The following is a 22,690-nucleotide window of genomic DNA, read 5'->3' on the forward strand; positions in this document are numbered from 1 at the left end:
TTAGTCTCCTGTCTGGTAGAGGTGTTTGATGTGGTCGGGTGGTGATGGGGGTGGGCCGATGCGGCCGCGGTAGATGTGGTCGATCAGGTCACGGGTGTACGCCCACAAGCCGTGGTTGGTGACTTCGGCGCGGATCATGCGCCGCCAGAGCAGGCCCGCGAGGGTCGCGCAGGCCGTGATGACGGCCGCTCCGAGCACGCCGCCTGCTGCGATGAGCGCGGCGAGCACGGGCGCGCTCATCGCTCCCGCCCGACGAGCGCCCTCATGGCGTCGGGGCCTTCTTCGGTGACGGGTACGCCGAGTCCTGCGCGGCGGCGTGCGCGCTGGTAGACGGTCCATTCCAGGGAGGAGACGGGGCGGGATTTCGGGCGTTTGCCGTGGCTCTCGGTGAGGGATACGGCGTAGACCTTGCTTTGGTCGGTGCGGCGGACGAACATGTCTGCGGCCATGATGGGGAACTCCTCTGCTGTGGGGGTGGGTGTGGATCGGATGTAGGGCATGGGGTCAACGAAGCCGCTGCCGATGAGTAGCTCGCCGTGGAGGTGTGGGCCGGTGGCGGCTCCGGTCGAGCCGACGTAGCCGATGACCTGCCCGGCTTTCACGGCGTCGCCGGGTTTTACGGCGTAGCCGGAGAGGTGCGCGTACCGGGTGGTCACGCGGGCGGACCCGATTTCGATCATGTGTCCGCCTGCTGCGGCACCGCTTGCGAAGCGGTCCCACCATGTGCGGGAGACGCGGCCCGCGTGCATCGCGAGCACCGGGGTGCCTTCGGGTGCCGCCCAGTCTTGCCCCGTGTGGAGCTGTGCGGGGACGACGCCGGGGATCGCGGCACGCCACCCGTAGCCGTCGGTTTCGCGGCCCTTGGGGCAGGGGTTGACGAGTCGAATGCTCATTAGAGGCCTGCCTTCACGATGCGCCAGGTGAAATGGCACGCGGTTTGTGTGGCGGCCTGCACGATCATGTGACGGAGCGAGAGCGTGGTGCGGTCGGCGTGGCGCGTGTGGCCGATGAGCGAGACGAACGTAAACCCGGACGAGGGGGGCGCGTGTCCGACGAGGATGGTTTCATCGAGGGCGAGCACGGTGGGGATATCTACGATGACGGTGCGCACGTAGAGCGTGATGGGGCCGGATGCTCCGCCCAGATCCCACGAGGCGGCAGGGCCGGAGGCGTAGCCTTCGTGGAGTCGCCATTTGCCGTCCGGGCCGGTGGAGTAGAGGCGCTGGTCTCCGTCGGTGTCCTGCCACATCGCCCCGGCTGGTGCGGGGTCGAGCGCGTCGCGATTCGCCCCCGGCCCAGACAGGTACGTCATCGCATCCGAGATGGAGCCCTGGCCGAGATTGAGGAGGTCGGAGAACGTTGCTTCGTCGTCGGCTTCGGTGTACTGATGGATGCCTTTGAGGTCGAGCGGCATGATGTGTGGTCCTTTCTAGATGACGTCGCGGAAGCCGAATGTGGTTTCGGCGTCGGGGTAGGTGTGGGTGAGGGTGGCGAGTGTGCCGTGGTGGACGGGCACGACCGGGGTGCCGTGCGCGTCGTACGGGGGTAGGCGGACCTCGACGCGGTGCCCGGGGCGCAATCCGAGCTGCACGGTGGCGTGTGCGGTGGCGCGTCCTGCACGGGTGCGGGATCGGGTGACGAGCTGCTCGGCGGCGCCGGGGAGGTGCCGGATCCCGGGGCGGGTCTCGTGGAGGATGCGGGTTGCACCGGGCATCATGTACACGTCCCAGCGGCGCGGGTCGAGGGGCTCCGCGTCGAGGTACTCGACCATCGCCCCGTCGTAGTAGGCGGTCTCGTAGTCCGTGACGGGCTCCCACCGGCTCAGGTTGTCGGTCGCGTCGAGGATGACCGGCGCGGTCTCCGTGCTGCGGGGGTGGAGGCGGTGCAGGCCGTCGGTGTCGGCGTAGAGCGTCCATCCCACGGCCTCCAGGATCGGCTGCAAAAACTCCCACGCGCTGACGGCGGGGTCCCAGAGCGCGGATTCTGGGATCGCGATATCCGGGCCGGGATGCAGACCGATCGAGTAGACCGGGTTCGAGCCTGCGGCGATCTCGGTGAGCACCTCATGCACGACCTGCCGCAGCGAGAACCTCTCGGTGAACGTCTTCGCGGTGGTGCTGGTGCGGCGGTAGTCGTGTAGGCGGGTGTCCTCTCCCGCGACCTCGTAGACGATGGTGCCCTCCTGCGCAGACGGGAGGATGCGGCGCACGCGCAGCCGGAGCAGGAGCCGCTCGGTGGGGCGGATCCGGTACGAGCCGCCCGCGACGCGCAGCCGCCCCGTGATCGCATCCACATCCCCTGCGTGGTCGGTCGTGACCGCCGCCACCGCACCACCCCAAAGGCCGGTCGCGGTGGAGAGGGGTTCGATGTGCTCGCCCGGGTTCCACGGTCGGGTGAGATCCTCCCGCCACCTGGCGACACTGCCCCCAAACCGGGCCGTGAGCGCAGCGCACGAGCCGCCCGGGTCGCCGTCACCTGCGACACCCAGCATCGGCCCGTACCGGGTCACTAGCTCCAGTGTGATCGTGTCGCCCTGGTGTTTCCAGAGGAGCCCGCCGGAGAGGTCGGCGGTATCGGGGACGGTGATCGTGCCCTGCATACGGGGCGACCATTCTTCGTCCATGCTCAGGGATACGCTGATCGGCTCGGCCAGTGGGGCGAGCGTGATCCGCTCCAGCAGGCGCGCCGAGACCGCACGGATCGGGATCACTGCCCGACCTCCCGCACCTCAGCGGTCACGATCCACACCGCCGCATTCTCCGGGTCCAGCTCGCGGCGCACCGTACCGACCACGGCATACTGCATCGAGTGCGTGGGCCTGCCCTCCTCGGTGATCGAGAGGATGCCCGGGCGGGCGTGCATCTGCTCGCACGCCTCGCTCTCCGCCTCCGAATTGAACAGCAACGCGACCGCGACACGGCGGGGGGTTGCGGGGGCGACCGTCAACGCGATGCCGCCACTGAGGAGGGTGTGTTCGCGGGTGTTGCTGTCCCGGTCGGACACGTACTGCATCCACACCTTCGGGTGCAGCGTCGTCACACCATCAGAAATCGTTGTCGTCACGGTACGGGCTTCCCTTCCCTCGTCCGAACATCCGCCGTCACCTGCACAGTGCGCGCGCGGGTCAAGCGGTTCAGGGCCTGCTCTGCCGCCCACGTCGACGCCTGTGCGGTGATCTTCGCGGTGCGATTCCGGGCCACTGAGCGCAGCGCCGACGAGGCCAGCGTCGTCTGCGCCTTCGCGGTGATCTTCGCGGTGCGCTTCTTGTCTGCCACGCCGTCGAGGTCACGGGCCGCGGTGCGGGTCTCCGCGCTCCCCTTGATCGTGGTATCACGGTCTGCGGAGGCCGCTTCGAGCGCACTCACCGCGCCCTCAGTGTCTGCCTCGCCGGTCATCTTCGCGGTGATCGGGGTTCCATCGACGATGGACTGCCCGCCGTCGAGCATCGCTCGGAGCTGCTCGACGTACTGCTCGTCGTACCCCCCGTTGATGAGATCTTGCAGCATCGGCGCGAAATCTAGACCCTTGTCGAGGATCGCCTGTACCTCGTCGTGAGAGAGCCCGAATCTGCTCGCGAGATCCTGAACATTCGAGTTGAAATTTGCGGTGGCATCCATCCGGGCCTGCATCGCCGCGAGATACCCGGCTGGATCAGTGGCCCCGGTCTCTGCGTCGATGAAATCGCCGTACGATCCGATTGCATCGTTCAGCTCACCCTGGAGCGAATCGATAGCTTCGGCCTTCGCCTCATAGGCAGGACCGTTCGATGCGAGCCAGGCGGCCTCTTCGGCCTCGGCTTCCTCCGCGGCAGTGCTGGCCTTCTCTAGCCCGTCAACGATGGTGCGCAGGCCGTCGCGCTGGTCTCGGAGGTTCTTGGTCTTCTCCTGGTCCCAGCGCTTATCCTGGTTGTAGCTGGTTTCTGCGGCGGCGAGTCGTTCCTTCTCGGCTTCGAGCATGTCGCGCAAGCCCTCGGTGTTCCCGGCGTAGGCGTCGGCGAGGCGCTGGAATCCGGTGGCGCTGCCCTCTGCGGCGGCCCGGAGATCTGCGAGGGAGGTTTCGCCTTCCTCGCTCTCGGAGGCGAGATCTTTGAGGCCCTCGACTATGGCGTCGAGCTGCGCTACAGGGTCGCCGCCGATCTCGATGAGCTGGCCTGCGAGTTCGCCCACGCGGTCGCGCATGTCTTGCGCTGCCTCTTCTCCCTCTTCGAGCGAGGCCATGATCATGCCGATACCGATTGCACCCGCCGCGCCTGCGGCCATGCCGACTGGGCCGAGCGCCGAGATTACACCGCCGAAGGTATCTTGAGCGATCTGCGCGAAGTCTTCGGCCTCGCCACGGAACGACGAGAACGTTTCGGACATGTTCTGCACAGCTTCATCGCCGAACTCGGTGACGGCCTCGCTCGCTCCCGTTGCTCCGTCGCGCATGTCGGAGCGCATCGCGTCTGAGGCGTCCCCGGTCTCGCGGCGGGCGGTGTCGGCCATGTCTTTGAAGGTGCGTTCGAGGCGCTCGACGCTCTGCTCGGCGTCCTTCGCGCCGTCGCTGATCTCATCGCCGATCTTGTCGCCTGCGCGCTTGGCGTCCTTGGCTGCGTCGGTGAGCGCGTCGCCGGTCTTGTCACCGGCTTTCTTCGCGTCCTTCGCTACGTCATCGAGCGTGTCGGCCACATCATCGAGGGCTTCCTCCATGTCGTTCGTGCCCTTGAGAAAGCGGACCACGTTTGATAGGAACTTGATCTCGATTGCCATTAGCGTGTCTCCAGGTTCTTGTTGCCGCGGGCGAGGCCCTTTACGATGCCGTTTACCCAGGCGGCGACGATGCGGGGGCCGACCTTGCGGGCTGCGGGGAAGGCGACTTTGCCGCGCTGTTGACGGGGGCCGAAGTTTCGGCCTGCGATCTGTGTGCGGCGGTTGCCGCGGATCGACACCTCGACGCGCTTGGGGTTCGCGCCGAACTCTGCACCGTGCCACTGCGTTGCGGGGTTGAGCCCGCCTGAGAGGGAGCGGCGGGAGGTCGCGGCGAGCATCTGGAAGTTGTCGGAGCCGACCTTGGCGCGTGCACCGCGCACGATCACCTTCTGCTGCTGCGCGGTCTTCGCGAACTGCTGGAGGGTGGGCTTCCAGGTCGCATTGAGTTCGCGCCGCGCGCCCGCCCGCATCTCTTTGCGGACGGGCGCGGCGGCAGTCTTGAGCAACAGGATCACGGCCTGTAGCTCGGGAGACTTGCGAACGTCGAGCATCGGCTTACGGGCCTGCCGGGGTGCGCACGAGGGTGGGCTTGGTGGAGCCCATCGTGACGGTGAACTCGTTGTACGCGCCGACCGCGCCGCCGATCTCCGGGGACACGATCTTGATATCGGAGATGAAAGACACCTCGCCGTCATGGTGGGGCTTGTACTCCACCTCGGCGGTCTCACCTTCGTGCTCCAGCAGGAAGTTGCAGAGCGACGTGGCCGTCTCCCAGTCCTGAATGCCGGTGAGCTCGAACGTGTAGGTGGGGGCCGTCTCGTCGGTGAACACGGCGTCGGGGGTGCCGCCGCGCCATTCCTGCATGCTGGAGGTGCGCGCGTACCGACAGTTGTTCACGTGCTTGGAGAAACTGTCTTCGCCGACCTTGAGGGTGATCTGCTTGACGAGTCGAGCGTTGACGGGCTGTTCAGCCATGATGGTGCTCCTTTTAGTTGTAGAAGTCTTCGGTGATGGTGAGGGAGTAGCCGGGGAGATCCGGCGCGCCGTCCGTGCCCTCTCGCGCGCCGGGTTCGGCGGCGTCGAGCGGGAGCGGGGAGGCAATCAGGGCGTCGAGAATCGGGTCGATAGCGCCCATTGCGTCGAGCGCATCCCCGGCCTTGCCGAGCACCCAGACGGTCCAGGTGCAACGGGTGACCTGCGGCACCGGGAACTCCAGGCGCGGGGCCGGGTGGACGAACACGACACCCTCCGCCTGGCGGCGCTTGTCGAGGTCGCGGGCGTCACTCGTGACGGGGACGCCCTCGGGCACGTGCTCCGCGATGGTGTCGCGGATCTGGGCGAGTCGTTCGGTGCGAGTGCTCATCGTGAGATCCCAGGGGTCGCGTAGGGGGCAAGCATCGGATACACCGTGCTCATGGGGTCTTTCGAGATCCGCATCGGGACCACCTCTCCGCTGCCGAATGTCGTGATCCCGTTCCGGGCGAGGCGACGGTAGAACACCGCCGCCCCGCACTCGGTCACAGCGAGCGCCCCCACCATGGCCGGGATCGCCGCCGAGCCTGCCGCGCCCAGGTGACGGGTCACCATGTCGAGCGCGGCGCGAGCGTCTGCGCTCACGCTCTCATCGCTGGGGTCTTCCTCAAGGTGCTTGGCGAGCGCCTGCACGGCCTGGGCTTCGGTGGGAAGTGGCATGGGTCAGACCGCGAAGTCGATGGGGAGGATCGCGTCCGGGATCTCGCAGGCGGTCGCGAGGTAGCCGTACATGCTGTACGAGCGGGTGAGGTTGGTGACGTTCGCGTCCTCGAGCGAGACGGGCGCGCCCGCGTTCTCGAACGTTGTGATCGCCTGCTCGTTGTAGAACGCGCCCCTCCCGGTCGCCGCGCCCGGGAGGAGCCGCACGCGGGTGGTGGACACCTGCCCCTCCAGGCCCTCGACCTTCAGCTCGCCGACGCTGTTCGCCCCGGTGCCGAAGATCTGGAACTGCAGCCGGTCGTTCTGATCGGCGAGCGTGAACAGCTCCTTGAACTTGTCCTTGGAGAGGTAGAGACCCGCGATGGGGAGGGCGGCGTCATCGAACGCGTCGTGCGCGTCGATGAACAGGGATACCCAGTCTGCGGCCTTCGGGGAGGCGATCAGGTCGAGGTTGTGCCCCGCGGTGATGTTGTCGGTGATGGTGGTGGTGAGCAGGGCGCGCACCTCGGCCTCGGTCTGCTGCGCGTAGGCGATTGCCTGCGCGCGGCGGGTGAGGTTCAGCAGGGAGATGTCGGCGCGCTCGACAGCCTGGAACGACAGCTCCGACCAGCCGCCGTACGTGCCGACCGGCGCAGTGTCCGACCCAACGGACACCTGCCCCTTCGCCAGCTCGTCGCCTTCCGCGGCCTGCTTGTCGACCTGCACGGTGTTGGACTCCAGCACGCCGTACTCGATCTGGGTTCCCGTCGCGGGGAGCGGCGCGGTCTGGAAGCTGTTGAGCACCTTGCGGGGCTTGTCGATCAGGCGGATCACGTCACCGATCCAGGGGGCCTTCGCGATGGTATCCGCGATCACGCCGCCGTCATAGGCGCGCTGCTCGTGCAGTGAGGCACCGGCTGCGGCTTCGGTGTAGGCGGTGTGCAGGGCGCGGGCCTCGGTGTCGCCGCGGTGGTAGGCGCGGATGAACTCGCCGAAGCTGCGGAACTGGACCGCGGGCCGCTCGGGCTGCGGGCTGCTGACCTGCGCGAGCTGCGCCTGCACGGAGCGGATCTGCTCGGACAGCTCGGAGCGGTGGGCGTCGAAGTCCTCGCGCGTGATCGCGTCGGTGGTGGGGGGCATGGGGGTTCCTTCCTTGGGGGTCTGGCTGCGAACGTCGGTGACGACCGCATCGGTGTAGACGGGGTTGTCGGTCAGGCTGAACTCACGCACGCGCACCCGGGTGTGACGGATGGTGAAGCTGCCGTCCTCGTGGTCGGTGCGCTCGTACTCGATGGGGGTGAAGCCGATGGAGAACGAGTCCAGGGCCTCATCGTTGGCGAGGGTCAGGGCGTCGTTGCCGTGCGTCGTCTCCGACACGTAGCCGGTGATGTCGAGCTTGCCGGGGGCTCGGGTCGCGGTGCGGGTGACGCCGATGAGGGGGCCGTGGTCGAGCTTGAGCTTGGCGCGCTCCAGGTTGTCGAACTCGCAGTCCTGCGCGAATAGCTCGTTAAAGCCGGGGTACACCTGCGTCTCGACTTCGAGGGGCACGCCGATGCCGAACACCTCGCGCTTGGGCACGTCGGCGACGGCGCGGGCCTGGAATGTGCGGGTCTGGGTCGCGGTGGGATCAAACATTGGTGGTCTCCTGCGTCGGGGTGAGAGCGGCGAGCTGTTCGGGGGTGAGCGGGTCCAGTCCCTCGATCTCGCGAGCCTCGGGCACGGTGAGGAAGCCGGATCGGATGCCGACCTCGTGGGCCTGGTATCGGGTGAGGGTGTCGGAGCGGTGCAGGGCGTCCACGTTGAAACGCACGTGATTGCCGTGCGGGATGACGCTGGACAAGGCCTCCTCGATCTCGCGCAGGTACACCATGAGCGTGAACCGGGTGAAGGCGATCCAGTCCTGCTCAACGTTCGCGTAAGACTGCGAGTTGCCTTCGATCACGGCGAGCATGAGCGAGGCAGGAATGCCGAACAGGCGGGCGATCTGCGTCGTGTTGAACTGCTGCGTTTCGAGGAACTGGAGATCGGCCGGCTTGATCTGGAGGGGGTCATACTTGAGCCCGTGGCCGAGCACTCGGACGCCGTGCCCGCTCGGCTCGTACTTGCCCGTCTCGGGATTCCACCCCATCCACCGTTTCTTGTACTCGTCGGCGACATCGCCGTTGAGCTGCTGTTCGGTGGTGAGGATCCCGCTGGGAACGTCGCCGCGCTCGAACCAGGTTGACGAGTAGTCGCGTGCCTGCATCGTGCCGGTCAGCTCAACTCGTGCCGCCTCGATGGGGCCGAGACCCTTTTCGCGCCCAGGCTTCCGGAGCTTCTGGAGATGCACGATATCGCCACCCGTGCGGTCGCCGGGGGCGAGTTCGAGGCCGCGCCAGTAGAACTTGACGCGGCCCGTCTTTTCGTCGCGCACCGGGGACACCTCGGCGGGGTTGAGGGGTTGGAGGCAGATGGGCTCGCGGTTCATGCCTCGCAGGATGCGCCAGTAGGCGTTGCCGTCGAGCGCGAGCGACACGACCGACCATTCGAGGAACGCGGGCCGGTGCGTCTCGGTGTCGGGCTTCACGATGATGGACGCGGGCGAGGTGCGCCGGTCGCCCCGCCACTGGTCCAGGCCGAGCTGCGAGACGCCGATCTGGAGCACCTCTACCGCCCGGTAGACATCCAGGATGAGCATCGCCGTGGTGTCGTTGAGGACGTGCTGGCGGGGCGGCGGCATGATCGCGGGCGGAGCGCTCGGCGTATCCTCGGCGGAGCGCTTGGCGAAGCCGATGAGTTCGGCAGTGCGCTGCATGATTCCCATGCCCAGAATGCTCGCGGCCCGTCAACCGGATCACCTAGCGCGAACGCTCACCAGCGCTCATGAGCGCTCACCAACGCTCATTAAGCTACACATGTTTGTTACACCCAGAGCTGCACGCCGGGGTCCTCGGGCAGGTTGTCGAGGCCGTGCGATGAGAGGGTGGCGGCTTCGAGCGCGGCGATGGAGCCGACCGACGCGCGACGCCCCCACACCCATGCGCCGTCTTGGATCCAGCGGCGCGCGGCGAGGTCTGCCGCGTGCTCCAGCGCGTCGTGCGAGCGGAAGTGCCACTCCCCCGTCTCAAGTCCCGTGATGACCTGCTGGCAGGCCGCGACCACGTAGTTGGTGCGCACGTCGAGCAGCGGGATACCGGCGTTCGCGGCGTTCTGGCGGAGCGCTGCGGAGGGGCCTCGGTCGTCGATAGCGACGTGCACGGGCCTGCCCGCGTTCGCTTGCAGCTCTTTGAGGCGCAGCAGCGCCCAGGCGGACCCGTCCCGCCAGCCGTTCGGGATGACTTCGGTGATCTTCCCCAGCTCGGGGTGGATTCCCGAGATCGTGATTGCGGCGTCTACGCCGTCCACGCCGACCGCCGCGCCGACGCACACGGGCGAGTCCTCGGGGATCTTCTCTAGGGTGCGGCCCGCGTTCCACAGGGTCGCGGGGATCACCCGTTCGCTGGAGCCGGTGCGCCGGTTCCCGAAGGCGCGCGCGAAGCCGTTCGCGTCGTTGCCGAACTCGCCGCGGAACTTCTGGAGGTCGCGCATGTCGAACAGATGCCGATAGCCGGGGTGCCACTTCGCGATGCCCTCAAGGTCTTCGGGGTCCATGTCGTCGGGGATCCCGAAGTCAACGAAGAACGTGCGCACGGGCGCACCGCTGCGGCACTCGTCCAGGATCGGGTTGAACCAGGTCGATTCGATGGTGCCCTCGGTTGACATGATCCAGGTCTGCGGCTGGTGGCCGGTGAGCATGCGCCGGGTGGTCGTGGTCGGCGTGATCGCCTGCATCAGGTCGCGGCCCTCGCGCTCGGTGAATGCCCACGCCTCATCGATGGTGTTCTTGTCCGACTGCTTGGAGTGCAGGTTCTCGGGGCCGGGGGCGTGCGGCCTCCACTCCGAGCCGTTGATGAAGCGCACCAGCTCGGAGCCGTTGCCGCGCAGGTACTTCGACACGAGCCCGGTCCCGATGCCGCCGATGGGCGACTTCTCTAGTACGTCTTCCATCTCGCGGAACTTCTCGCGTGCGTGCGTGCCGTCCTGCGCGGTGTACCATGCGCGCCGGTTCGGCCCCATCATGCAGTTGCGGGTTGAGTCGATCGCATCCATCGTGGTCTTCCCGAACTGGCGCTGCACGGTGACCACGACGCGCCCGTAGTAGAGCGTCCCGGTCTCTGGGTCGATCTCGGACGCGCCCGCGAGCACGTATTCCTGCGCTGGGATCAAGGGCCATCCCATCGCCTGCGCGATAGCTGCGTTATGGCGTAGCAGGGTCGGGCGTTCCGGGTTCAGAGGGGTCGCCTGCCGGGGGCTGGGCATAGGACGCTGGGTCAACGGCGAGAGCATCAATTAGGGCCTTCATTTCGGGGGTGAAGCCTGCCGCGTTGCCTTCCTCGGCGGTCAGCTTCTCGATGAGCGGGGTGAGCTGCGCAGCGGCCTGCACAGCGGCGATAGCGGACTTGGGTTGCTCGATGATGTGCGCCAGTCGCATGGCCGTGGCGCACATCACTTGCTTCGCGGCGGTCATGGTGCCGTTCTCGCGGATCTCGGCGATCAGCGCGCGAACCGCTTCGACTTGCAGAGAATCCCCCGGTTTCGGGTCGGTTTCGCCGTCGAATAGGTCGAGCGTCAGCGCGGTCCGGTCAACCATTTCGGGCCTCCGTCCTGGGATTTTTTTGTAGGGGTTCGGGGAGAGAAAAGGGAGGGGAGCGCATGGGTGTCGGGGCATCGCGCACGGAAAAACGGGCCGGTCACCATGCGCGCGACGGCTCCGCTTGCTGCTCGCTCGCTTCGTCTCGGCTGACCGATGCGACCGGGCGAGTGGAGGCGATGCGCTCGACCGATGCCACGCCCTCGGGGTAGCGCGTATACCATCGAGCCACGCCTTGCAGGCTGTCGTGCGGGCGGAGCTTGCGCACCCGTGCCTCCACCTCGGCGCGGCCCGGGTCGAGGGTGACGACGCGGTAGCGCAGGCGTGCGTACTGCTGGAGCTGGTCACGTGCTGGCACGGCGTGGATCAGCCACACGGTGCAGGGGTAGCGGGTGCGCAGTGCCCGGTGCATCGCGGCCTTTCTGGCGCCGATAGCGATGTTCCTGATGTGGGGCGGGTAGCCGTGCCGGTCGTTCACATCACCCGGCATGAACGCGCTGGCGATGCGGTCGAGGTCGATCACGATGTCCTTGGGCTTCGCGTTCTCGCGCACATAGGACGACTTGCCAGCAGCTGGCGGACCCGTCACGACGACCACGCTGATGCCGTGCGGGTCCGCTCCACTGATCGCGAGATCCTGCCGCTTCCCGTTGCACTTGTTGCAGGCGGGGCGCAGGTTCTCCATGCTGTCATCGCCGCCCAGGTTCACCGGGATCACGTGATCCTTGGTGGTCGCACGCTTCGTGCACCCGGGCAGGTTCAGCCAGCACACAGGCCCGTAGTAGTCGATCACGGCCCGGGTCAGCTTCTGGTTCTCGGTGCCGCCCCGATGCCCGCTAGCCACGGCCCGGACCCTTCGCGCGCGCCTCCAGGTAGGCGTTGATCGAGGCACGCGAGTACCGGGGGAAGCGGCCCACGTACGTGTACGCGGGGCCGCGCCCACGGTTCCGCATCTGCTCCAGCGCCCGCTTCGAGATCCCGAGCAGCACAGCCGCTTCCTCAGTCGTCATCAGCCGCACCGGAGCCTTCACCGCGCTCATGCTCGCGGCCCCCGATCCGTCGCCAGGCACCACACGACCATGCCGAGCATGGCGAGCAGCAGCAGCGACGAGCCGACGCCGGTCGTCGTGAGTAGCGTGTACATCAGTGCCCCCTCTCGATCCACGACAGCGCGGCGAAGATCAGGAGCACGATGACCGCCACGATTCCGACGGTGAGCATTGCCAGGCCAACCACGGCCAGGGCACCGACCATGCCGTAGTACGTCACCTCGCCTACCTCGATGCCCGCGAACCAGCCGCCAGCACCGAAGCCTCCGACGTAGATGATCGCGACAAGCACGCCAACCACCCAGGCGCGAGCCCGGGCGCTCATGCGATCCTCCGGTCCCTCGCGCGGCGGGGCAGGGTCGCCCCGGCCGGTGCGGACTCGTCGCGCATGCGCTCGTAGGCGGGGTGCAGGCGAGCTTTCCGGGTCGCGTATACGGGGCCGGTGCGGCCCCTCGCGCCGATGATGCTGCGGGGCGTCACAGCGAAGTAGGGCCAATGCCCGTGCTTGTCGGCGTATGCCTTCGCGTCGGCCTGGTCAGCGGCGATGATGATGTCGACGTATCGGCGGGGTGCAGGCTTGCTCATCGGTTGGTCCTTCGGTTGTGGTCGGCGAGGGTCTTGGAGAGTGCCGCGTGCCAACGGTCGAGGTCGGCCACCATGCCGGGGATGGGCTCGGGTGCGCTCTCGGGGTGGCGGGCGGTGGTGTAGGAGACACCGATGACTGCCCAGAGCGTCGATATCGTGTCTTCGGGCATCATCACGCCTTGCTCGCCGGACTTGAGCATGAGGTCGGCGAGCTTGTCAGCGGCTCGGGTGAGTGCGGTAGGGGTGCTCATCAGGGGGCCTCCGGGGTGTAGAACTCGCAGTCGGGTGTGTTGCGGTGAGGTCCGAGATCGCGGCATCCGCCGCACCGCTCGACGCGGCGGCTGGCATGGCTCTCGTGGACTTCGTTCATCAGCTCGGCGTCGAGGTCGGCGAGCATCTTGTACGCGGCCTGCATCGCCTCGGCGTGCGATGCCGACCATTCGACGCGGCGGATGTCGGTAGTCAGGAGATCCTCGGGCTCGACGCCGATGACGGTCGACCACGGGTTAGAGCCGGGTGGCCAGGCCATTGAGGCGCGGAACACGAATGCGCGGAGCTTGATCGTCATGCTGTGAGTTCCAATCCGTTGATGATGTCGGCGGCTTCCTCGCCGCAGCGGGCGCAGCCGGTGAGGGTGGGCGGGACGAGGTGGCGTGAGCCGGAGCCGGTGCCGAAGCCCTCGGGGCACTGGAGCCGGTTGGCGGCTTCGTTCATGGCGCGCTGCTCGGGTGACTGCACGGGAGGCTTTGCGGGGACGCTGGCGGGATCGAAGCGTGGCGGCACCACTGCGGGCGGCACCATAGAGCGACTGCTGCCAGCTCGGCTGAGGTCGGGCCGCTTCACGGGCTGGTGTCGCTGCTCGGCGTCGGCGGCTTGCCGTGCGGCCTCGGCGATCTTCTGGCCGGGGTGCCAGTCTGCGTACCCGCTCGCCTCATCGGTGGAGACGCTTTCGCGGTCGTTCGCGTGCGACTCCCGGGCTGTAGTTCCAGAGTTCCCCATAGGTGGATGGTTAAGGGACGGTTCGGCGGGGCTGTGGCCCCGGGGGGTACGGGGCTGTGGCCCCGGGGCGGGGCTGTGGCCCCGGGGGTCTTCCGTGGAGTTATCCACAGGGATAAGGCGGTGCTGCGCGGAGCGGTCGCACTCGGGCGGGCAGGCGAGCAGGATGCGGTAGAGGTTCGTGCGCTCGTGCTCGGGCTTGCCCTGCACGCCGCCGTTGGTGATCACCTCGACCTCGCCGAGCGCTTCGAGCTTGCGCACGGCTTCGCGTGCGGCCTTCTTGGCGTTCTCGCGGCGCTTGCGTGCGGCCTTCTTGGCCTCGGGGGTGTCGTCCTCGGGCTCGGCGTCCCAGCCCTCGAACCCGGCGTACTTGGCAAGGGTCAGCGTCGCGGGGTAGCTGCCGCCGTCGCCGTCGTGGTTCGCGATCCCGATGAGCACGAGCTTGGCGCTGCCCTTGGCACGCGAGTGGTGCAGAGCGAGCGCGAGAGCTTCGACGCTCACGACTCCCCCGCCTCGGACTCGGCCTGATCCTCGGTGAACAGGTGCGCGCCACTGGCGAGCGTCGCGGCGGGCTCGATCCGGCCTTCGCGCACGGCTCGGCTGATTGCCTGCCGCGTCACACCGCGGCGTGCAGCCACCTCACGAGTCGTGAGGAGTTTTGGGAGCATCGTTGTCATAGGACCACGATAGGTAAGAAATTACACGGTTGTCATTTCGACACGCCGAGTGGGAACTTTGTTGTCAAGTGACTACGTTGTGTCAGAATTGGGGCATGACGATGCAGATGACACCGCAGAGGGCACGCGCAATCCCGGAGTTTGAATTGACGGACCGCCTGCGCCGAGCACGCGAGTACGCGGGCATGGATCAGATCGAGCTAGCCGAAGCTCTCGGTATCTCGCGCAACTCCGTGGGCAACTACGAGAACGGCCGCAGGAGGCCCACGCGGCCGTACCTGATCGCGTGGGCCGACGTTACCGGAGTCGATCAGAGCTGGCTGGAAACAGGAAAGGCCCCCGTCACGGATGACGAGGGCCAGGAGAGCCGCCTGTCGGATTTGAACCGACGACCTGTTCTTTACGAGGGAACTGCTCTACCCCTGAGCTAAGGCGGCGGAGTGCGGGATCGCTCTCGCACACAAGCAAATACTTTAGCACGCCGGAGCAGTCGTTCCGTACGCCGGGACGCACGCCCGTCGCGCACCCCGCCCCCCGCTACGAGCAGCGGGGATCGGCGGCAGGCACAGCGCCCGTGAGCAGGTAGTCGTCGACCACGCGCCCGATGCACTCGCTCTCGCCGTATGCGGTGTGCCCCTCGCCCTCGTAGGTGACCAGCACACCGCTCTCGAGCTGCTGCGCGAGCGACTCGGCCCAGCGGTAGGGTGTCGCGGGATCGCCCGTGGTGCCCACGACGAGGATCGGATCGGCGCCGGCTGCGACCACTCCCCCGCGCTCGGCCGCTCCCGCCACCGGCCAAGCGGCGCAGGCGATATCTCCGTACCCCTGGAAGCGGCCGATCGTGGGGGCGATCTCGGCGAGCTCCGCCGCCTCCGCGCGCATCCGTTCGGGATCCGGATCGCTCGGATAGTCGAGGCAGTTGATGGCCGAGAAGGCCTCCGTCGAGTTGCTGAGGTAGCGGCCGTCGACGCGGTCGTAGTAGAAGTCGGCGAGCGAGAGCGCGACGTCGGCGTCGCCCTGCGCGACCGACTCCCAGAGCCGATCGAGGTACCCCCAGTTGCTCTGGGAGTAGAGCGGCGTGATGGTGGCGGTGAGCATCGTGCCGACTGAGAGCATGCGCCCGTCGGAGCCCTGCAGCGGCGACGCCTCGACCCGGTCGAGCAGCTCCCCGATGCTCGCCATCGCCTCGTCGACGGTGCCGCTCAGCGGGCACCCGCTCCGCTGCAGGCAGTCGGACGTGTACGCGCGCAGGGCCAACTCGAAGCCCCGAGTCTGCTCGCGCACCACGTCGGCGAGGCCGGCAGACGGGTCCATGGCGCCGTCGAGCACGAGCCGACCCACGCGATCCGGGAACGCATCGGCGTAGCGCGCGCCGATGTACGTGCCGTAGGAGAAGCCGAGATAGTTGAGCGCCGGATCGCCCGAGATGGCGCGGAGCATGTCGAGGTCGCGCACCGTCGAGGCGGTATCGACGTGGCCGAGCAGCGCGCCCGTACCCTCCTTGCAGGCCGCGCCGAACTGCTCCGCCTCGTCGAGCGCGGTCGCGATCCACGCGTCGCTGCCCGGCTCGAGGTCGCCGGCATCGCCGAGGCCGAAGAGGAACTCGTCCATGCCCGCGGCGTCGAAGCAGCGCACCGGTGTCGAGGCGCCCACCCCGCGGGGATCCCAGCCGATGACGTCGTAGGCGCGCTGCACCTCTTCGGCGATCGTGCCATCGATCCCGTTCGCGACGTATTCGGCCCCCGAGGCTCCCGGGCCGCCCGGGTTCACGAAGAGCGTGCCCATCGGCTCGCCCCCGGTCGCGGGGTGCTTCACGAGGCGCAGGGTGATCCGCTCTCCACCGGGGTCGCTCCAGTCGAGGGGCGCATACACGTCGGCGCACTGCATTCCGTTGTCGCAGTCGACCCAGTTCGGCCGCTGCGCCCCGTAGCCCTCCACCGTGCCATCAGGCGCCGCGGGCAGCTCGGCGGGCGCATTCGACCCCCCGGGAGCCGCCAGCAGCTGCGGCAGAATGCCGCAGCCCGAGAATGCGAGCGCGCAGGCCGCGAGGATCGCGACCGTCGCGCGCCAGGGCCTCCGTCGCGTCGCCGGCGTCGCCGGCGTCGCCGCCGTCTCGAGCGTCTGCGTCTCGCTCATCGCGGATCACCCGCCACGAGCGCGCTCGCGAAGAGCCCCTCCAGCACCAGCCCGGGGGTGATGCCCCGTCCGAGCCGTTCGCGCGCGGTCTCCACGGCGCCGACGGCGGCCAGCGCCCGACGCGGCCCCCAGCCCTCGGCCAGCGCGGCGATCCCCGCCTCGTGCTCGCGGTTGACGAGTTCGAGTGATCCGCCCGCGGCTCGTCCGGCGGCGGCGCCCGCGCCCGCGCCCGCGCCCGCGCCCGCGCCCGCCGGCGCTTCGTCGCCCCCTCGCCCGGCGTCGGCGGCGACCAGCGTCGTCAGCAGCACGTCGCGGTAGAGCGACAGCAGGTCGGTGAGGATGCGGTCGATCCCGTCGCGCAGGCTGCGCGTCGCCCGGCGCTTCTGATCCTCCTCGAGCACCCGCATCTGGGCGCGCATCTGCGCCGGGATCGCCGCGCCCGGCGCCAGGCCGAGGCTGCGCATGGCGTCCTCCCGCTCCTTCGCGTCGAGCTCCTCGGTGAGCGCCTCCGCGTCGGCCTTGGCCACGGAGGAGAGCGAGGCCGCGGCCGCCATGGCGTCGCCGAGCGTGCTCACGCTCAAGGCGACTCCGATGGTGCGCTCACGTCGCTGCATCGCGTCCGCATCGCTCGCCAGGCGCCGAGCCATGCCGATGTGGCTCTGGGCCAACCGGGCCGCCCGCTCGGCGTCGCCCGGATCGATGCCGTCGCGCTCGTGCAGCAGCCCCGCGATGTCGGCGACGCTCGGGGTGATGAGCCGCAGCGACCTGGCACGGGATCGGATCGTGGGCAGCAGGTCGGCTTCGCTCGGCGCGCAGAGGATCCAGATCGTGCGCTCCGGAGGCTCCTCGAGCGCCTTGAGCAGCACGTTCGAGGTGCGCTCGGGCATTCGATCCGCGTCCTCGATGACGATCACCCGGTACCGGCCCTCCGCCGGCGAGTAGTGGGCCGTGGTGACGATCTCGCGCGCCGCCCGGATGTCGATGAGCAGCTTCTGCGTGGTCAGCACGCCGAGGTCGGGGTGGGTGCGGGCGCGCACCTGCTCGTACACGGCGGCGCGCTCGGCAGCATCGCGGGCGATGAGCGCCGCGGCGAAGCGGAACGCGAGGTTGGATCGACCGGAGCCGGGAGGGCCGGTGATGAGCCACGCGTGCGCCGGCGACCCCGCGGGCCCGGCCGCGTGCTCAAGCGTGCGCGCGGCGTCGGCCTGCCCCACGATCTCAGCCCAGAAGTCCACCAGAGAAGCGTATCGCTGGTAGCTGACAGACGCGCCCGCCGCTGGCGGCGCCGGGTTGCCCTGCCGGACGCGCCGAGGTGAAGATCAGGGTGAAGGTGCGGGCGCTCGGGCGCCGCTGCCGGGCCCGCTGGGTAGACTCGGGATCGGTCGGACGCCCATCCCCCCGGGACGATGACCGCATCCGAAGCGGCAATCCCCCGCCGCAGAGGAAAGAGCAACCCCCGGCCCTGCCCCCCAGGCCACCGGGGGTTCATCTTTGCCCGCGGTCCACCGGCAGATCCACGTACTCGGGCGCGCCCGACACGACCTGAGCGGTCCCGGCGCTCGCCTCCGCGGCGAGCGCCTCGAGCGCGTCGACCTGCTCCTCGGCCACGGCAAAGATCCGGCGCACGCGATCGCTGTAGTCGGCCGCTCCCACGGCGTACCCGCGGCGTCGCGCTTCGGCCTCGATCTGCGGAGCGGTCTCGTAGCTCGACGTCACGGCCACCTCGCAGCGCATGCCCCGCCGCACTCGGGGAGCATGCAGCACCGCCTCGGCCACCGCGGAGCGATAGGCCCGCGTCAGCCCGCCGGCGCCCAGCAGCACCCCTCCGAAGTAGCGCGTCACCACGGCGACGACGTCGCTGAGGCCCGCGGAGACGAGCGCGTCGAGCATCGGGGCGCCCGCGGTGCCGCTGGGTTCGCCGTCGTCGTTCGAGCGCTGCACGCGGGCGTCGGGTCCGATCACGAACGCGGAGCAGTGGTGGCGCGCTCTCGGGTGCTCCGCTCGCGCGCGAGCGATGACCTCGCGCGCCTGCTCCTCATGCTCCACTCGCTCGAGGCGGGCGATGAAGCGGGATCGGGAGATCTCGAGCTCGGCGTCGGCGGCGCCCGCGATCGTCTCGTATTCCGCGCTCATGCCTCCATCCTCTCAGCTGGAGGGTGCGGCGGGGACACCGGGGACACCGGGGGCACCGGGGACACCGGGAGGACCGGGACGCCGGGGACACCGGGCGCACCGGGGACACCGGGAGCAGCGCGCACCGGTACGATCGGTGCATGGCCGAGAGCGTGCGCATCGACACCTGGGTCTGGGGTGTGCGGCTGGCGAAGACCCGCAGCCAGGCCACGGCGGCCTGCCGCGCGGGCCACGTGCGGGTCAACGGCGTCGCGGCGAAGGCGGCGCACCCCGTGCGGCTGGGCGATGAGGTGCGCGTGCGCCTGCACGGCTTCGACCGCATCTACCGGGTCGCCGGGCTGCCGGTGCGGCGCGGCAGCGCGGCCGAGGCCGCGAAGCACTTCGAGGATCTCACCCCGCCGCCCCCGCCGCGCGTCGAGCGTCCGGCGGCGGTGGTGCGGGATCGCGGCGCCGGGCGTCCGACGAAGCGTGAGCGTCGCGAGATCGATCGCCTCAGGGGCCGGGACGCCCAGGACTAGGCGAGGCTGAACCCTGCTGACCCGGGAACGGAGTTGAGCAGCAACTGCGTGTAGTCGCTCTCCGGCGCCCTGAAGACGCGTTCGACCGACCCGACCTCCACGATCCTTCCCTGCTTCATCACGACGACGTCATCGCAGACCTGCTGCGTTACGGCCAGATTATGCGTGATGAACACCATCGACCAGTCCACGCTGCCCTTGAGGTCCTGGAGCTGCTTGACGACCTCCGCTTGCACTGAAACATCAAGCGCCGAGGTGATCTCATCTGCCACGATCAATTGGGGTTTGACCAGCAGCGCCCGCACGATGGCGATGCGCTGACGCTGACCGCCGGAGAACTGATGGGGATACCGGTCGAGCACGGTCCCGCCCAGGCCCATGACCTCGAGGGACCGGATGATCTCCTCTCGATGGCGTCGCAAGTTCGCCGTCGCCGGATCGACTGCCTCTGCCAACGTCTCGCCGATCGTGCGTCGAGGATTCAGCGAAGAGTATGGATCCTGGGGAATGTACTGCACCTTGCGATACTGCTGATGGAGTTGCCTGCGGGTCGGCTTCGACATGTCTTCACCGAGCACCGCCAGCCGGCCGGAATCGATCCTGTGGACACCGACGATGGCCCTCGCGAGCGTCGACTTGCCCGAGCCCGATTCTCCGACGAGTCCGACCATTCGGCCTATCGGCAGACTCAGCGACACATCTTTCAGAATCTGAGCTCTTCCAAAGCTCAGGTTGAGGTTCTCGCACTCCACCATCATGCGAGCAGTGCTCGAGGGCGAGTCCGTAGTGATCATTGCTCTTCTCCAGCGCTTTGACGAGAACCACCGCTCTGCAGCTTCGGCACCGCTTCGAGGAGCTTCTTCGTATACGGGTGTTTCGCATCTTCGTTTCGCAGCTGCAGCGGGGTGAGCTCTTCGACGATGACGCCCTGCTCCATGACGACGATTCGATCGCACAACTCCTGAACGACGCCGAGGTCGTGCGACACGAACAACATCGATGTTCCGAGTTCGTCTCGCGCTCGGCGGAACTGCTTCAGCACCTCGATCTGAACGGTCACGTCGAGCGCCGTCGTCGGTTCATCGGCGATCAAGAGCGCCGGCCTGGTGACCAACGCGGCGGCAATCATCGCACGCTGCCTCATACCTCCCGAAAGTTGATGGGGGAACTGGCGGAGACGGGTTTCCGGGCGGGAGATCCCCACGGCCTGCAACGTCTCGATGATCATCGCCCTGGCCTGTTTCTTCGGAATGCCGCGATGCCGCCGAAGCACCTCGGTCAACTGGGTCCCCATGCGCAAGGAAGGGCTGAACGTGGTCCCCGGATCCTGATAGATGATCCCGATCCGCTCGGCAAGGGCTTCAGGGCTCGTCGTTCCGAGCATGTCGATCCCCGCCACCTCGAGGGCGTCGGCTTCGACAGAGAGTTGTTCGCTCTGGAGCCCCGCGATTGACATCGCGGTCAGAGACTTCCCGCTGCCAGACTCGCCCACCACCCCGAGAATCTCACCGCTGCCGATGCGCAGCGAAAGCCCGTGGACAAGCGGATGCTCTCCGCCCCGCGTCGTGATGCGAAGATTATCGACCACCACCATGGCTTGCTCATCGTCCGCGCCGGCGCCTTCGGCCGCAGCCGCCCGGCCGATCGCCTGAACCGGCACCGCGGTCGCCGATCTCTTGGGCTTCCGAGCTCCATCGAGCTGAGTGACCAGCGGGTTCGACCTCGCGACAAGCGCATCCCCGAGCATCATGATGCCGATGCTGGCGAGAACGATCATCATGGCCGGCCCGACCACCTCCGCAGGGTTCGTATACAACGCCGTGAAGCTGCTGTTCAAGAGCGCGCCGAGATCGTACTGAGGAGGCTGGACTCCCAGTCCGACGAAGGACAGGGCCGAGATCTCCACCAGTACGGTCGCGAAGATCGTCGCTGCGAGCGTCAGCAAGGGCTCGGTCATCGCCGGGATCATGTGCCGAAGAGCGAGCTTCACGGGCGAGACGCCGAGCAGTCGCGCAGTGATGAAATAGTCGCTCTTCGTCACCTCCTGAGCGAGGTTCGCGGTGACCCGCGCGAATCCCGGGATTCCAGCGATGCCCATCGCAATGACGACCGTCAGCGCGCCGGGCTGCAGAATCGCCGCGATGATCAATGCCGAGATCAGCGTCGGGTATGCGACCGTCGTCTCCAGCAGGCGCAGTGCGCCTTCGCGGATCCGCGGCGGTGCCAACCAGATCGCCACGCCCACGGTCAGACCGCAAATGACCGACAGGGCCGACGCAGCAGTGGCGAGGACGAGGGTCAGCCGCACCGCAACCAGGGCACGGGCAAGATTGTCTTGCCCGTAGGAGTTGGTGCCGAGCACGTGCTCCCCGAGCGAGGGGGGTTCGCTCCAGCTGTCTGTCAGCTCGTTCGCCTGACTGTCCAGCAGCACGGGGGCGAGAACGGCGATGAGCGCGAGGACGGCGAGAATCGCAGCCCCTACGTAGAAGGAAACCGAGAACCGAGAGCGCCTCTTGTCACGCACAGCAGTATCAACCATTCGACTCAGCTCCAGTGAGTTTGCGCGGATCGATGACTGCGAGCAAGAAGTCCACCGCGACGATGATGATGGTGGCGAGCATTCCGAGCAACAGCACGATGCCGCGGATGACCGGGTAATCCCGGTTGATGATCGCGGTGATCACCCCGCTGCCCAATCCCGGCAGCGCGAAAACAGTCTCGATGACGACGGCGCCGCCCAAGAGACCCGCTAGCATCAGCCCGGAAAGCGTGAGTACGGTCGTCAGAATGTTGGGGAGGACGTATCGCGTGTTCACGACCCAGGCGCTCAGACGCCATCCCCTCGCAGTCCGGATGTAGTCCTGCTCGAGGATCACGGCTGTCTCACGCCGCACGATCCGCGCTATGACGGCAGTGGGGCCACTCATGATTGCAAGCGTCGGCAGCACATAGGAAAGCGGCGATTCAACGCCGCCTGGCGGAAACCAGCGAAACTCGATCGCGAACACGAGGATGAGAAGCGTCGCGAGTACGTAGTTGGGGATGGCGAACACGAAGCTCGTCAGCGCGTTGAACGTGTGGTCCAACCCGCGGTTGCGCCCCCCGCGAGTCACCAGTGCGACCGCGAGGCCGCAGGGCACGCCGACGAGAAGCACACAGGTGATCGACAGCAGCGCGATCGTGACGGTGTACGGCAAGCGGGCGAGAACGACGTCGGAGACCGTCCCCCCGTAGAAGAACGATCGTCCGAGGTCGAAGGAGAACAGCCCCTTCACGTACTCCCAGAACTGCACGATGAGCGGCTGGTCGAGTCCGAGCGCGGCTCGGACATCCGCGACCTGCGCCGGCGTGGCGGCTTCTCCGGCGACCATCGTCGCCGGGTCGCCTGGGATGAGCGGAACAATGAGGAAGGTGATCACCACGAGAAGGCAGAAGGAGAGGAGCAATCCGGTGAATCGGCGTATCCCGAAACCCAACCAGGGGTTGACAACTCTCCTGGGAGCGGCGATGACCTCCAGGGGGGCTGTGACGCCCCCCTGGAGCACTCCCTTGACGGGGCGGCTCATGG

General features: G+C 67.9%; 29 protein-coding genes, 1 tRNA gene and 1 pseudogene. 2 read left to right on the forward strand and 29 right to left on the reverse strand.

Going from position 1 to position 22,690, the window contains the following annotated elements; translation table 11 throughout:
- The 22 genes from EVS81_RS07790 to EVS81_RS07895 all read right to left on the reverse strand — a co-directional run bounded on the left by EVS81_RS07790 (position 1) and on the right by EVS81_RS07895 (position 14,296).
- Complete coding sequence (locus EVS81_RS07790; RefSeq protein ID WP_130109878.1) at positions 1-240, reverse strand: hypothetical protein; 240 nt, start codon at positions 238-240, stop codon at positions 1-3.
- Entirely contained in the window at positions 237-893 is a 657-nt protein-coding gene (locus EVS81_RS07795; RefSeq protein ID WP_130109879.1) for a M23 family metallopeptidase, read from the reverse strand. The genes EVS81_RS07790 and EVS81_RS07795 overlap by 4 nt, the downstream gene beginning before the upstream one ends.
- Complete coding sequence (locus EVS81_RS07800) at positions 893-1,414, reverse strand: hypothetical protein (RefSeq protein WP_130109880.1); 522 nt, start codon at positions 1,412-1,414, stop codon at positions 893-895. The genes EVS81_RS07795 and EVS81_RS07800 overlap by 1 nt, the downstream gene beginning before the upstream one ends.
- A gap of 15 nt (positions 1,415-1,429) precedes the next feature.
- Positions 1,430-2,710: a hypothetical protein gene (locus EVS81_RS07805; protein WP_130109881.1), complete on the reverse strand. Its 1,281-nt coding sequence runs from the start codon at positions 2,708-2,710 to the stop codon at positions 1,430-1,432.
- Positions 2,707-3,063 (reverse strand): hypothetical protein, encoded by a 357-nt coding sequence (locus EVS81_RS07810; RefSeq protein ID WP_130109882.1) that lies wholly within the window; start codon positions 3,061-3,063, stop codon positions 2,707-2,709. Before EVS81_RS07810 ends, EVS81_RS07805 begins: the two co-directional genes overlap by 4 nt.
- Positions 3,060-4,748 carry a hypothetical protein gene (locus tag EVS81_RS07815; RefSeq protein WP_130109883.1) on the reverse strand — a complete coding sequence of 563 codons (1,689 nt, stop codon included), beginning with the start codon at positions 4,746-4,748 and terminating at the stop codon, positions 3,060-3,062. The genes EVS81_RS07810 and EVS81_RS07815 overlap by 4 nt, the downstream gene beginning before the upstream one ends.
- Complete coding sequence (locus EVS81_RS07820; protein WP_165384209.1) at positions 4,748-5,203, reverse strand: hypothetical protein; 456 nt, start codon at positions 5,201-5,203, stop codon at positions 4,748-4,750. Before EVS81_RS07820 ends, EVS81_RS07815 begins: the two co-directional genes overlap by 1 nt.
- A gap of 40 nt (positions 5,204-5,243) precedes the next feature.
- Positions 5,244-5,663: a hypothetical protein gene (locus EVS81_RS07825; protein ID WP_130109885.1), complete on the reverse strand. Its 420-nt coding sequence runs from the start codon at positions 5,661-5,663 to the stop codon at positions 5,244-5,246.
- A gap of 13 nt (positions 5,664-5,676) precedes the next feature.
- Positions 5,677-6,051: a hypothetical protein gene (locus EVS81_RS07830; protein ID WP_130109886.1), complete on the reverse strand. Its 375-nt coding sequence runs from the start codon at positions 6,049-6,051 to the stop codon at positions 5,677-5,679.
- The gene (locus EVS81_RS07835) at positions 6,048-6,380 is read right to left on the reverse strand and encodes a hypothetical protein (RefSeq protein WP_130109887.1); all 333 of its coding nucleotides are present in this window, start codon (positions 6,378-6,380) and stop codon (positions 6,048-6,050) included. Before EVS81_RS07835 ends, EVS81_RS07830 begins: the two co-directional genes overlap by 4 nt.
- Positions 6,381-6,383: 3 nt before the next feature.
- The gene (locus tag EVS81_RS07840; RefSeq protein ID WP_130109888.1) at positions 6,384-7,994 is read right to left on the reverse strand and encodes an HK97 family phage prohead protease; all 1,611 of its coding nucleotides are present in this window, start codon (positions 7,992-7,994) and stop codon (positions 6,384-6,386) included.
- On the reverse strand, positions 7,987-9,162 hold the full coding sequence (locus tag EVS81_RS07845) for a phage portal protein (protein WP_130109889.1): 1,176 nt from the start codon (positions 9,160-9,162) through the stop codon (positions 7,987-7,989). The genes EVS81_RS07840 and EVS81_RS07845 overlap by 8 nt, the downstream gene beginning before the upstream one ends.
- 98 nt (positions 9,163-9,260) lie before the next feature.
- Positions 9,261-10,604 (reverse strand): hypothetical protein, encoded by a 1,344-nt coding sequence (locus tag EVS81_RS07850; RefSeq protein ID WP_130109890.1) that lies wholly within the window; start codon positions 10,602-10,604, stop codon positions 9,261-9,263.
- A 31-nt stretch (positions 10,605-10,635) separates the two neighbouring features.
- Positions 10,636-11,028, reverse strand: coding sequence for a hypothetical protein (locus tag EVS81_RS07855; protein ID WP_130109891.1), 393 nt, complete (start codon positions 11,026-11,028; stop codon positions 10,636-10,638).
- A 100-nt stretch (positions 11,029-11,128) separates the two neighbouring features.
- A complete protein-coding gene (locus tag EVS81_RS07860; protein WP_165384210.1) occupies positions 11,129-11,821 on the reverse strand; it encodes an HNH endonuclease in 693 nt (230 codons plus the stop codon).
- 43 nt (positions 11,822-11,864) lie between these two features.
- Positions 11,865-12,038, reverse strand: a complete 174-nt coding sequence (locus tag EVS81_RS16100) for a helix-turn-helix domain-containing protein (protein WP_165384211.1) — start codon at positions 12,036-12,038, stop codon at positions 11,865-11,867.
- 133 nt (positions 12,039-12,171) lie between these two features.
- Positions 12,172-12,402: a hypothetical protein gene (locus EVS81_RS07870; RefSeq protein WP_130109894.1), complete on the reverse strand. Its 231-nt coding sequence runs from the start codon at positions 12,400-12,402 to the stop codon at positions 12,172-12,174.
- On the reverse strand, positions 12,399-12,662 hold the full coding sequence (locus tag EVS81_RS07875) for a hypothetical protein (RefSeq protein WP_130109895.1): 264 nt from the start codon (positions 12,660-12,662) through the stop codon (positions 12,399-12,401). The genes EVS81_RS07870 and EVS81_RS07875 overlap by 4 nt, the downstream gene beginning before the upstream one ends.
- A complete protein-coding gene (locus EVS81_RS07880) occupies positions 12,659-12,913 on the reverse strand; it encodes a hypothetical protein (protein WP_130109896.1) in 255 nt (84 codons plus the stop codon). Before EVS81_RS07880 ends, EVS81_RS07875 begins: the two co-directional genes overlap by 4 nt.
- Positions 12,913-13,230 (reverse strand): hypothetical protein, encoded by a 318-nt coding sequence (locus EVS81_RS07885; RefSeq protein WP_130109897.1) that lies wholly within the window; start codon positions 13,228-13,230, stop codon positions 12,913-12,915. The genes EVS81_RS07880 and EVS81_RS07885 overlap by 1 nt, the downstream gene beginning before the upstream one ends.
- Positions 13,227-14,159, reverse strand: a complete 933-nt coding sequence (locus EVS81_RS07890; protein WP_130109898.1) for a hypothetical protein — start codon at positions 14,157-14,159, stop codon at positions 13,227-13,229. The genes EVS81_RS07885 and EVS81_RS07890 overlap by 4 nt, the downstream gene beginning before the upstream one ends.
- Entirely contained in the window at positions 14,156-14,296 is a 141-nt protein-coding gene (locus EVS81_RS07895) for a hypothetical protein (protein ID WP_165384212.1), read from the reverse strand. The genes EVS81_RS07890 and EVS81_RS07895 overlap by 4 nt, the downstream gene beginning before the upstream one ends.
- Positions 14,297-14,520: 224 nt before the next feature.
- On the opposite strand from EVS81_RS07895, the pseudogene EVS81_RS16250 reads away from it, so the two are divergent.
- A pseudogene (locus EVS81_RS16250) lies at positions 14,521-14,610 on the forward strand (helix-turn-helix domain-containing protein); the annotation flags it as partial.
- 90 nt (positions 14,611-14,700) lie between these two features.
- On the opposite strand, the gene EVS81_RS07905 reads toward EVS81_RS16250, so the two are convergent.
- The 4 genes from EVS81_RS07905 to EVS81_RS07920 all read right to left on the reverse strand — a co-directional run bounded on the left by EVS81_RS07905 (position 14,701) and on the right by EVS81_RS07920 (position 18,604).
- A tRNA-Thr gene (locus tag EVS81_RS07905) sits at positions 14,701-14,772 on the reverse strand.
- A 100-nt stretch (positions 14,773-14,872) separates the two neighbouring features.
- A complete protein-coding gene (locus EVS81_RS07910) occupies positions 14,873-16,471 on the reverse strand; it encodes an alpha/beta hydrolase (RefSeq protein WP_130109900.1) in 1,599 nt (532 codons plus the stop codon).
- Complete coding sequence (locus EVS81_RS07915) at positions 16,468-17,706, reverse strand: DNA polymerase III subunit delta' (RefSeq protein WP_130109901.1); 1,239 nt, start codon at positions 17,704-17,706, stop codon at positions 16,468-16,470. The genes EVS81_RS07910 and EVS81_RS07915 overlap by 4 nt, the downstream gene beginning before the upstream one ends.
- A 250-nt stretch (positions 17,707-17,956) precedes the next feature.
- On the reverse strand, positions 17,957-18,604 hold the full coding sequence (locus EVS81_RS07920) for a YigZ family protein (RefSeq protein ID WP_130109902.1): 648 nt from the start codon (positions 18,602-18,604) through the stop codon (positions 17,957-17,959).
- A 140-nt stretch (positions 18,605-18,744) separates the two neighbouring features.
- On the opposite strand from EVS81_RS07920, the gene EVS81_RS07925 reads away from it, so the two are divergent.
- The gene (locus tag EVS81_RS07925) at positions 18,745-19,122 is read left to right on the forward strand and encodes an RNA-binding S4 domain-containing protein (RefSeq protein ID WP_130109903.1); all 378 of its coding nucleotides are present in this window, start codon (positions 18,745-18,747) and stop codon (positions 19,120-19,122) included.
- Here the strand turns inward: EVS81_RS07925 and EVS81_RS07930 are convergent.
- The 3 genes from EVS81_RS07930 to EVS81_RS07940 are packed head-to-tail and all read right to left on the reverse strand — an operon-like array spanning position 19,119 to position 22,688.
- Positions 19,119-19,916, reverse strand: coding sequence for an ABC transporter ATP-binding protein (locus EVS81_RS07930; protein ID WP_205879404.1), 798 nt, complete (start codon positions 19,914-19,916; stop codon positions 19,119-19,121). The genes EVS81_RS07925 and EVS81_RS07930 overlap by 4 nt on opposite strands.
- On the reverse strand, positions 19,913-21,661 hold the full coding sequence (locus EVS81_RS07935; RefSeq protein WP_130109904.1) for a dipeptide/oligopeptide/nickel ABC transporter permease/ATP-binding protein: 1,749 nt from the start codon (positions 21,659-21,661) through the stop codon (positions 19,913-19,915). Before EVS81_RS07935 ends, EVS81_RS07930 begins: the two co-directional genes overlap by 4 nt.
- The gene (locus tag EVS81_RS07940) at positions 21,654-22,688 is read right to left on the reverse strand and encodes an ABC transporter permease (RefSeq protein ID WP_130109905.1); all 1,035 of its coding nucleotides are present in this window, start codon (positions 22,686-22,688) and stop codon (positions 21,654-21,656) included. Before EVS81_RS07940 ends, EVS81_RS07935 begins: the two co-directional genes overlap by 8 nt.
- Positions 22,689-22,690: the final 2 nt, after the last annotated feature.

Origin of the sequence: Leucobacter triazinivorans (genome assembly GCF_004208635.1) — a bacterium.
Lineage (GTDB): Bacteria > Actinomycetota > Actinomycetes > Actinomycetales > Microbacteriaceae > Leucobacter > Leucobacter triazinivorans.

Bases quoted from the DNA above. Each gene is read 5' to 3' on its own strand.
- EVS81_RS07845 (WP_130109889.1), bottom strand. From the start codon at position 9,162: ATGGGAATCATGCAGCGCACTGCCGAACTCATCGGCTTCGCCAAGCGC.
- EVS81_RS07925 (WP_130109903.1), top strand. From the start codon at position 18,745: ATGGCCGAGAGCGTGCGCATCGACACCTGGGTCTGGGGTGTGCGGCTG.
- EVS81_RS07870 (WP_130109894.1), bottom strand. From the start codon at position 12,402: ATGAGCGCCCGGGCTCGCGCCTGGGTGGTTGGCGTGCTTGTCGCGATC.
- EVS81_RS07880 (WP_130109896.1), bottom strand. From the start codon at position 12,913: ATGAGCACCCCTACCGCACTCACCCGAGCCGCTGACAAGCTCGCCGAC.
- EVS81_RS07790 (WP_130109878.1), bottom strand. From the start codon at position 240: ATGAGCGCGCCCGTGCTCGCCGCGCTCATCGCAGCAGGCGGCGTGCTC.
- EVS81_RS07800 (WP_130109880.1), bottom strand. From the start codon at position 1,414: ATGCCGCTCGACCTCAAAGGCATCCATCAGTACACCGAAGCCGACGAC.
- EVS81_RS07840 (WP_130109888.1), bottom strand. From the start codon at position 7,994: ATGTTTGATCCCACCGCGACCCAGACCCGCACATTCCAGGCCCGCGCC.
- EVS81_RS07875 (WP_130109895.1), bottom strand. From the start codon at position 12,662: ATGAGCAAGCCTGCACCCCGCCGATACGTCGACATCATCATCGCCGCT.
- EVS81_RS07885 (WP_130109897.1), bottom strand. From the start codon at position 13,230: ATGACGATCAAGCTCCGCGCATTCGTGTTCCGCGCCTCAATGGCCTGG.
- EVS81_RS07815 (WP_130109883.1), bottom strand. From the start codon at position 4,748: ATGGCAATCGAGATCAAGTTCCTATCAAACGTGGTCCGCTTTCTCAAG.
- EVS81_RS07940 (WP_130109905.1), bottom strand. From the start codon at position 22,688: ATGAGCCGCCCCGTCAAGGGAGTGCTCCAGGGGGGCGTCACAGCCCCC.
- EVS81_RS16100 (WP_165384211.1), bottom strand. From the start codon at position 12,038: ATGACGACTGAGGAAGCGGCTGTGCTGCTCGGGATCTCGAAGCGGGCG.
- EVS81_RS07930 (WP_205879404.1), bottom strand. From the start codon at position 19,916: ATGATCACTACGGACTCGCCCTCGAGCACTGCTCGCATGATGGTGGAG.
- EVS81_RS07830 (WP_130109886.1), bottom strand. From the start codon at position 6,051: ATGAGCACTCGCACCGAACGACTCGCCCAGATCCGCGACACCATCGCG.
- EVS81_RS07835 (WP_130109887.1), bottom strand. From the start codon at position 6,380: ATGCCACTTCCCACCGAAGCCCAGGCCGTGCAGGCGCTCGCCAAGCAC.
- EVS81_RS07855 (WP_130109891.1), bottom strand. From the start codon at position 11,028: ATGGTTGACCGGACCGCGCTGACGCTCGACCTATTCGACGGCGAAACC.
- EVS81_RS07910 (WP_130109900.1), bottom strand. From the start codon at position 16,471: ATGAGCGAGACGCAGACGCTCGAGACGGCGGCGACGCCGGCGACGCCG.
- EVS81_RS07795 (WP_130109879.1), bottom strand. From the start codon at position 893: ATGAGCATTCGACTCGTCAACCCCTGCCCCAAGGGCCGCGAAACCGAC.
- EVS81_RS07920 (WP_130109902.1), bottom strand. From the start codon at position 18,604: ATGAGCGCGGAATACGAGACGATCGCGGGCGCCGCCGACGCCGAGCTC.
- EVS81_RS07825 (WP_130109885.1), bottom strand. From the start codon at position 5,663: ATGGCTGAACAGCCCGTCAACGCTCGACTCGTCAAGCAGATCACCCTC.
- EVS81_RS07935 (WP_130109904.1), bottom strand. From the start codon at position 21,661: ATGGTTGATACTGCTGTGCGTGACAAGAGGCGCTCTCGGTTCTCGGTT.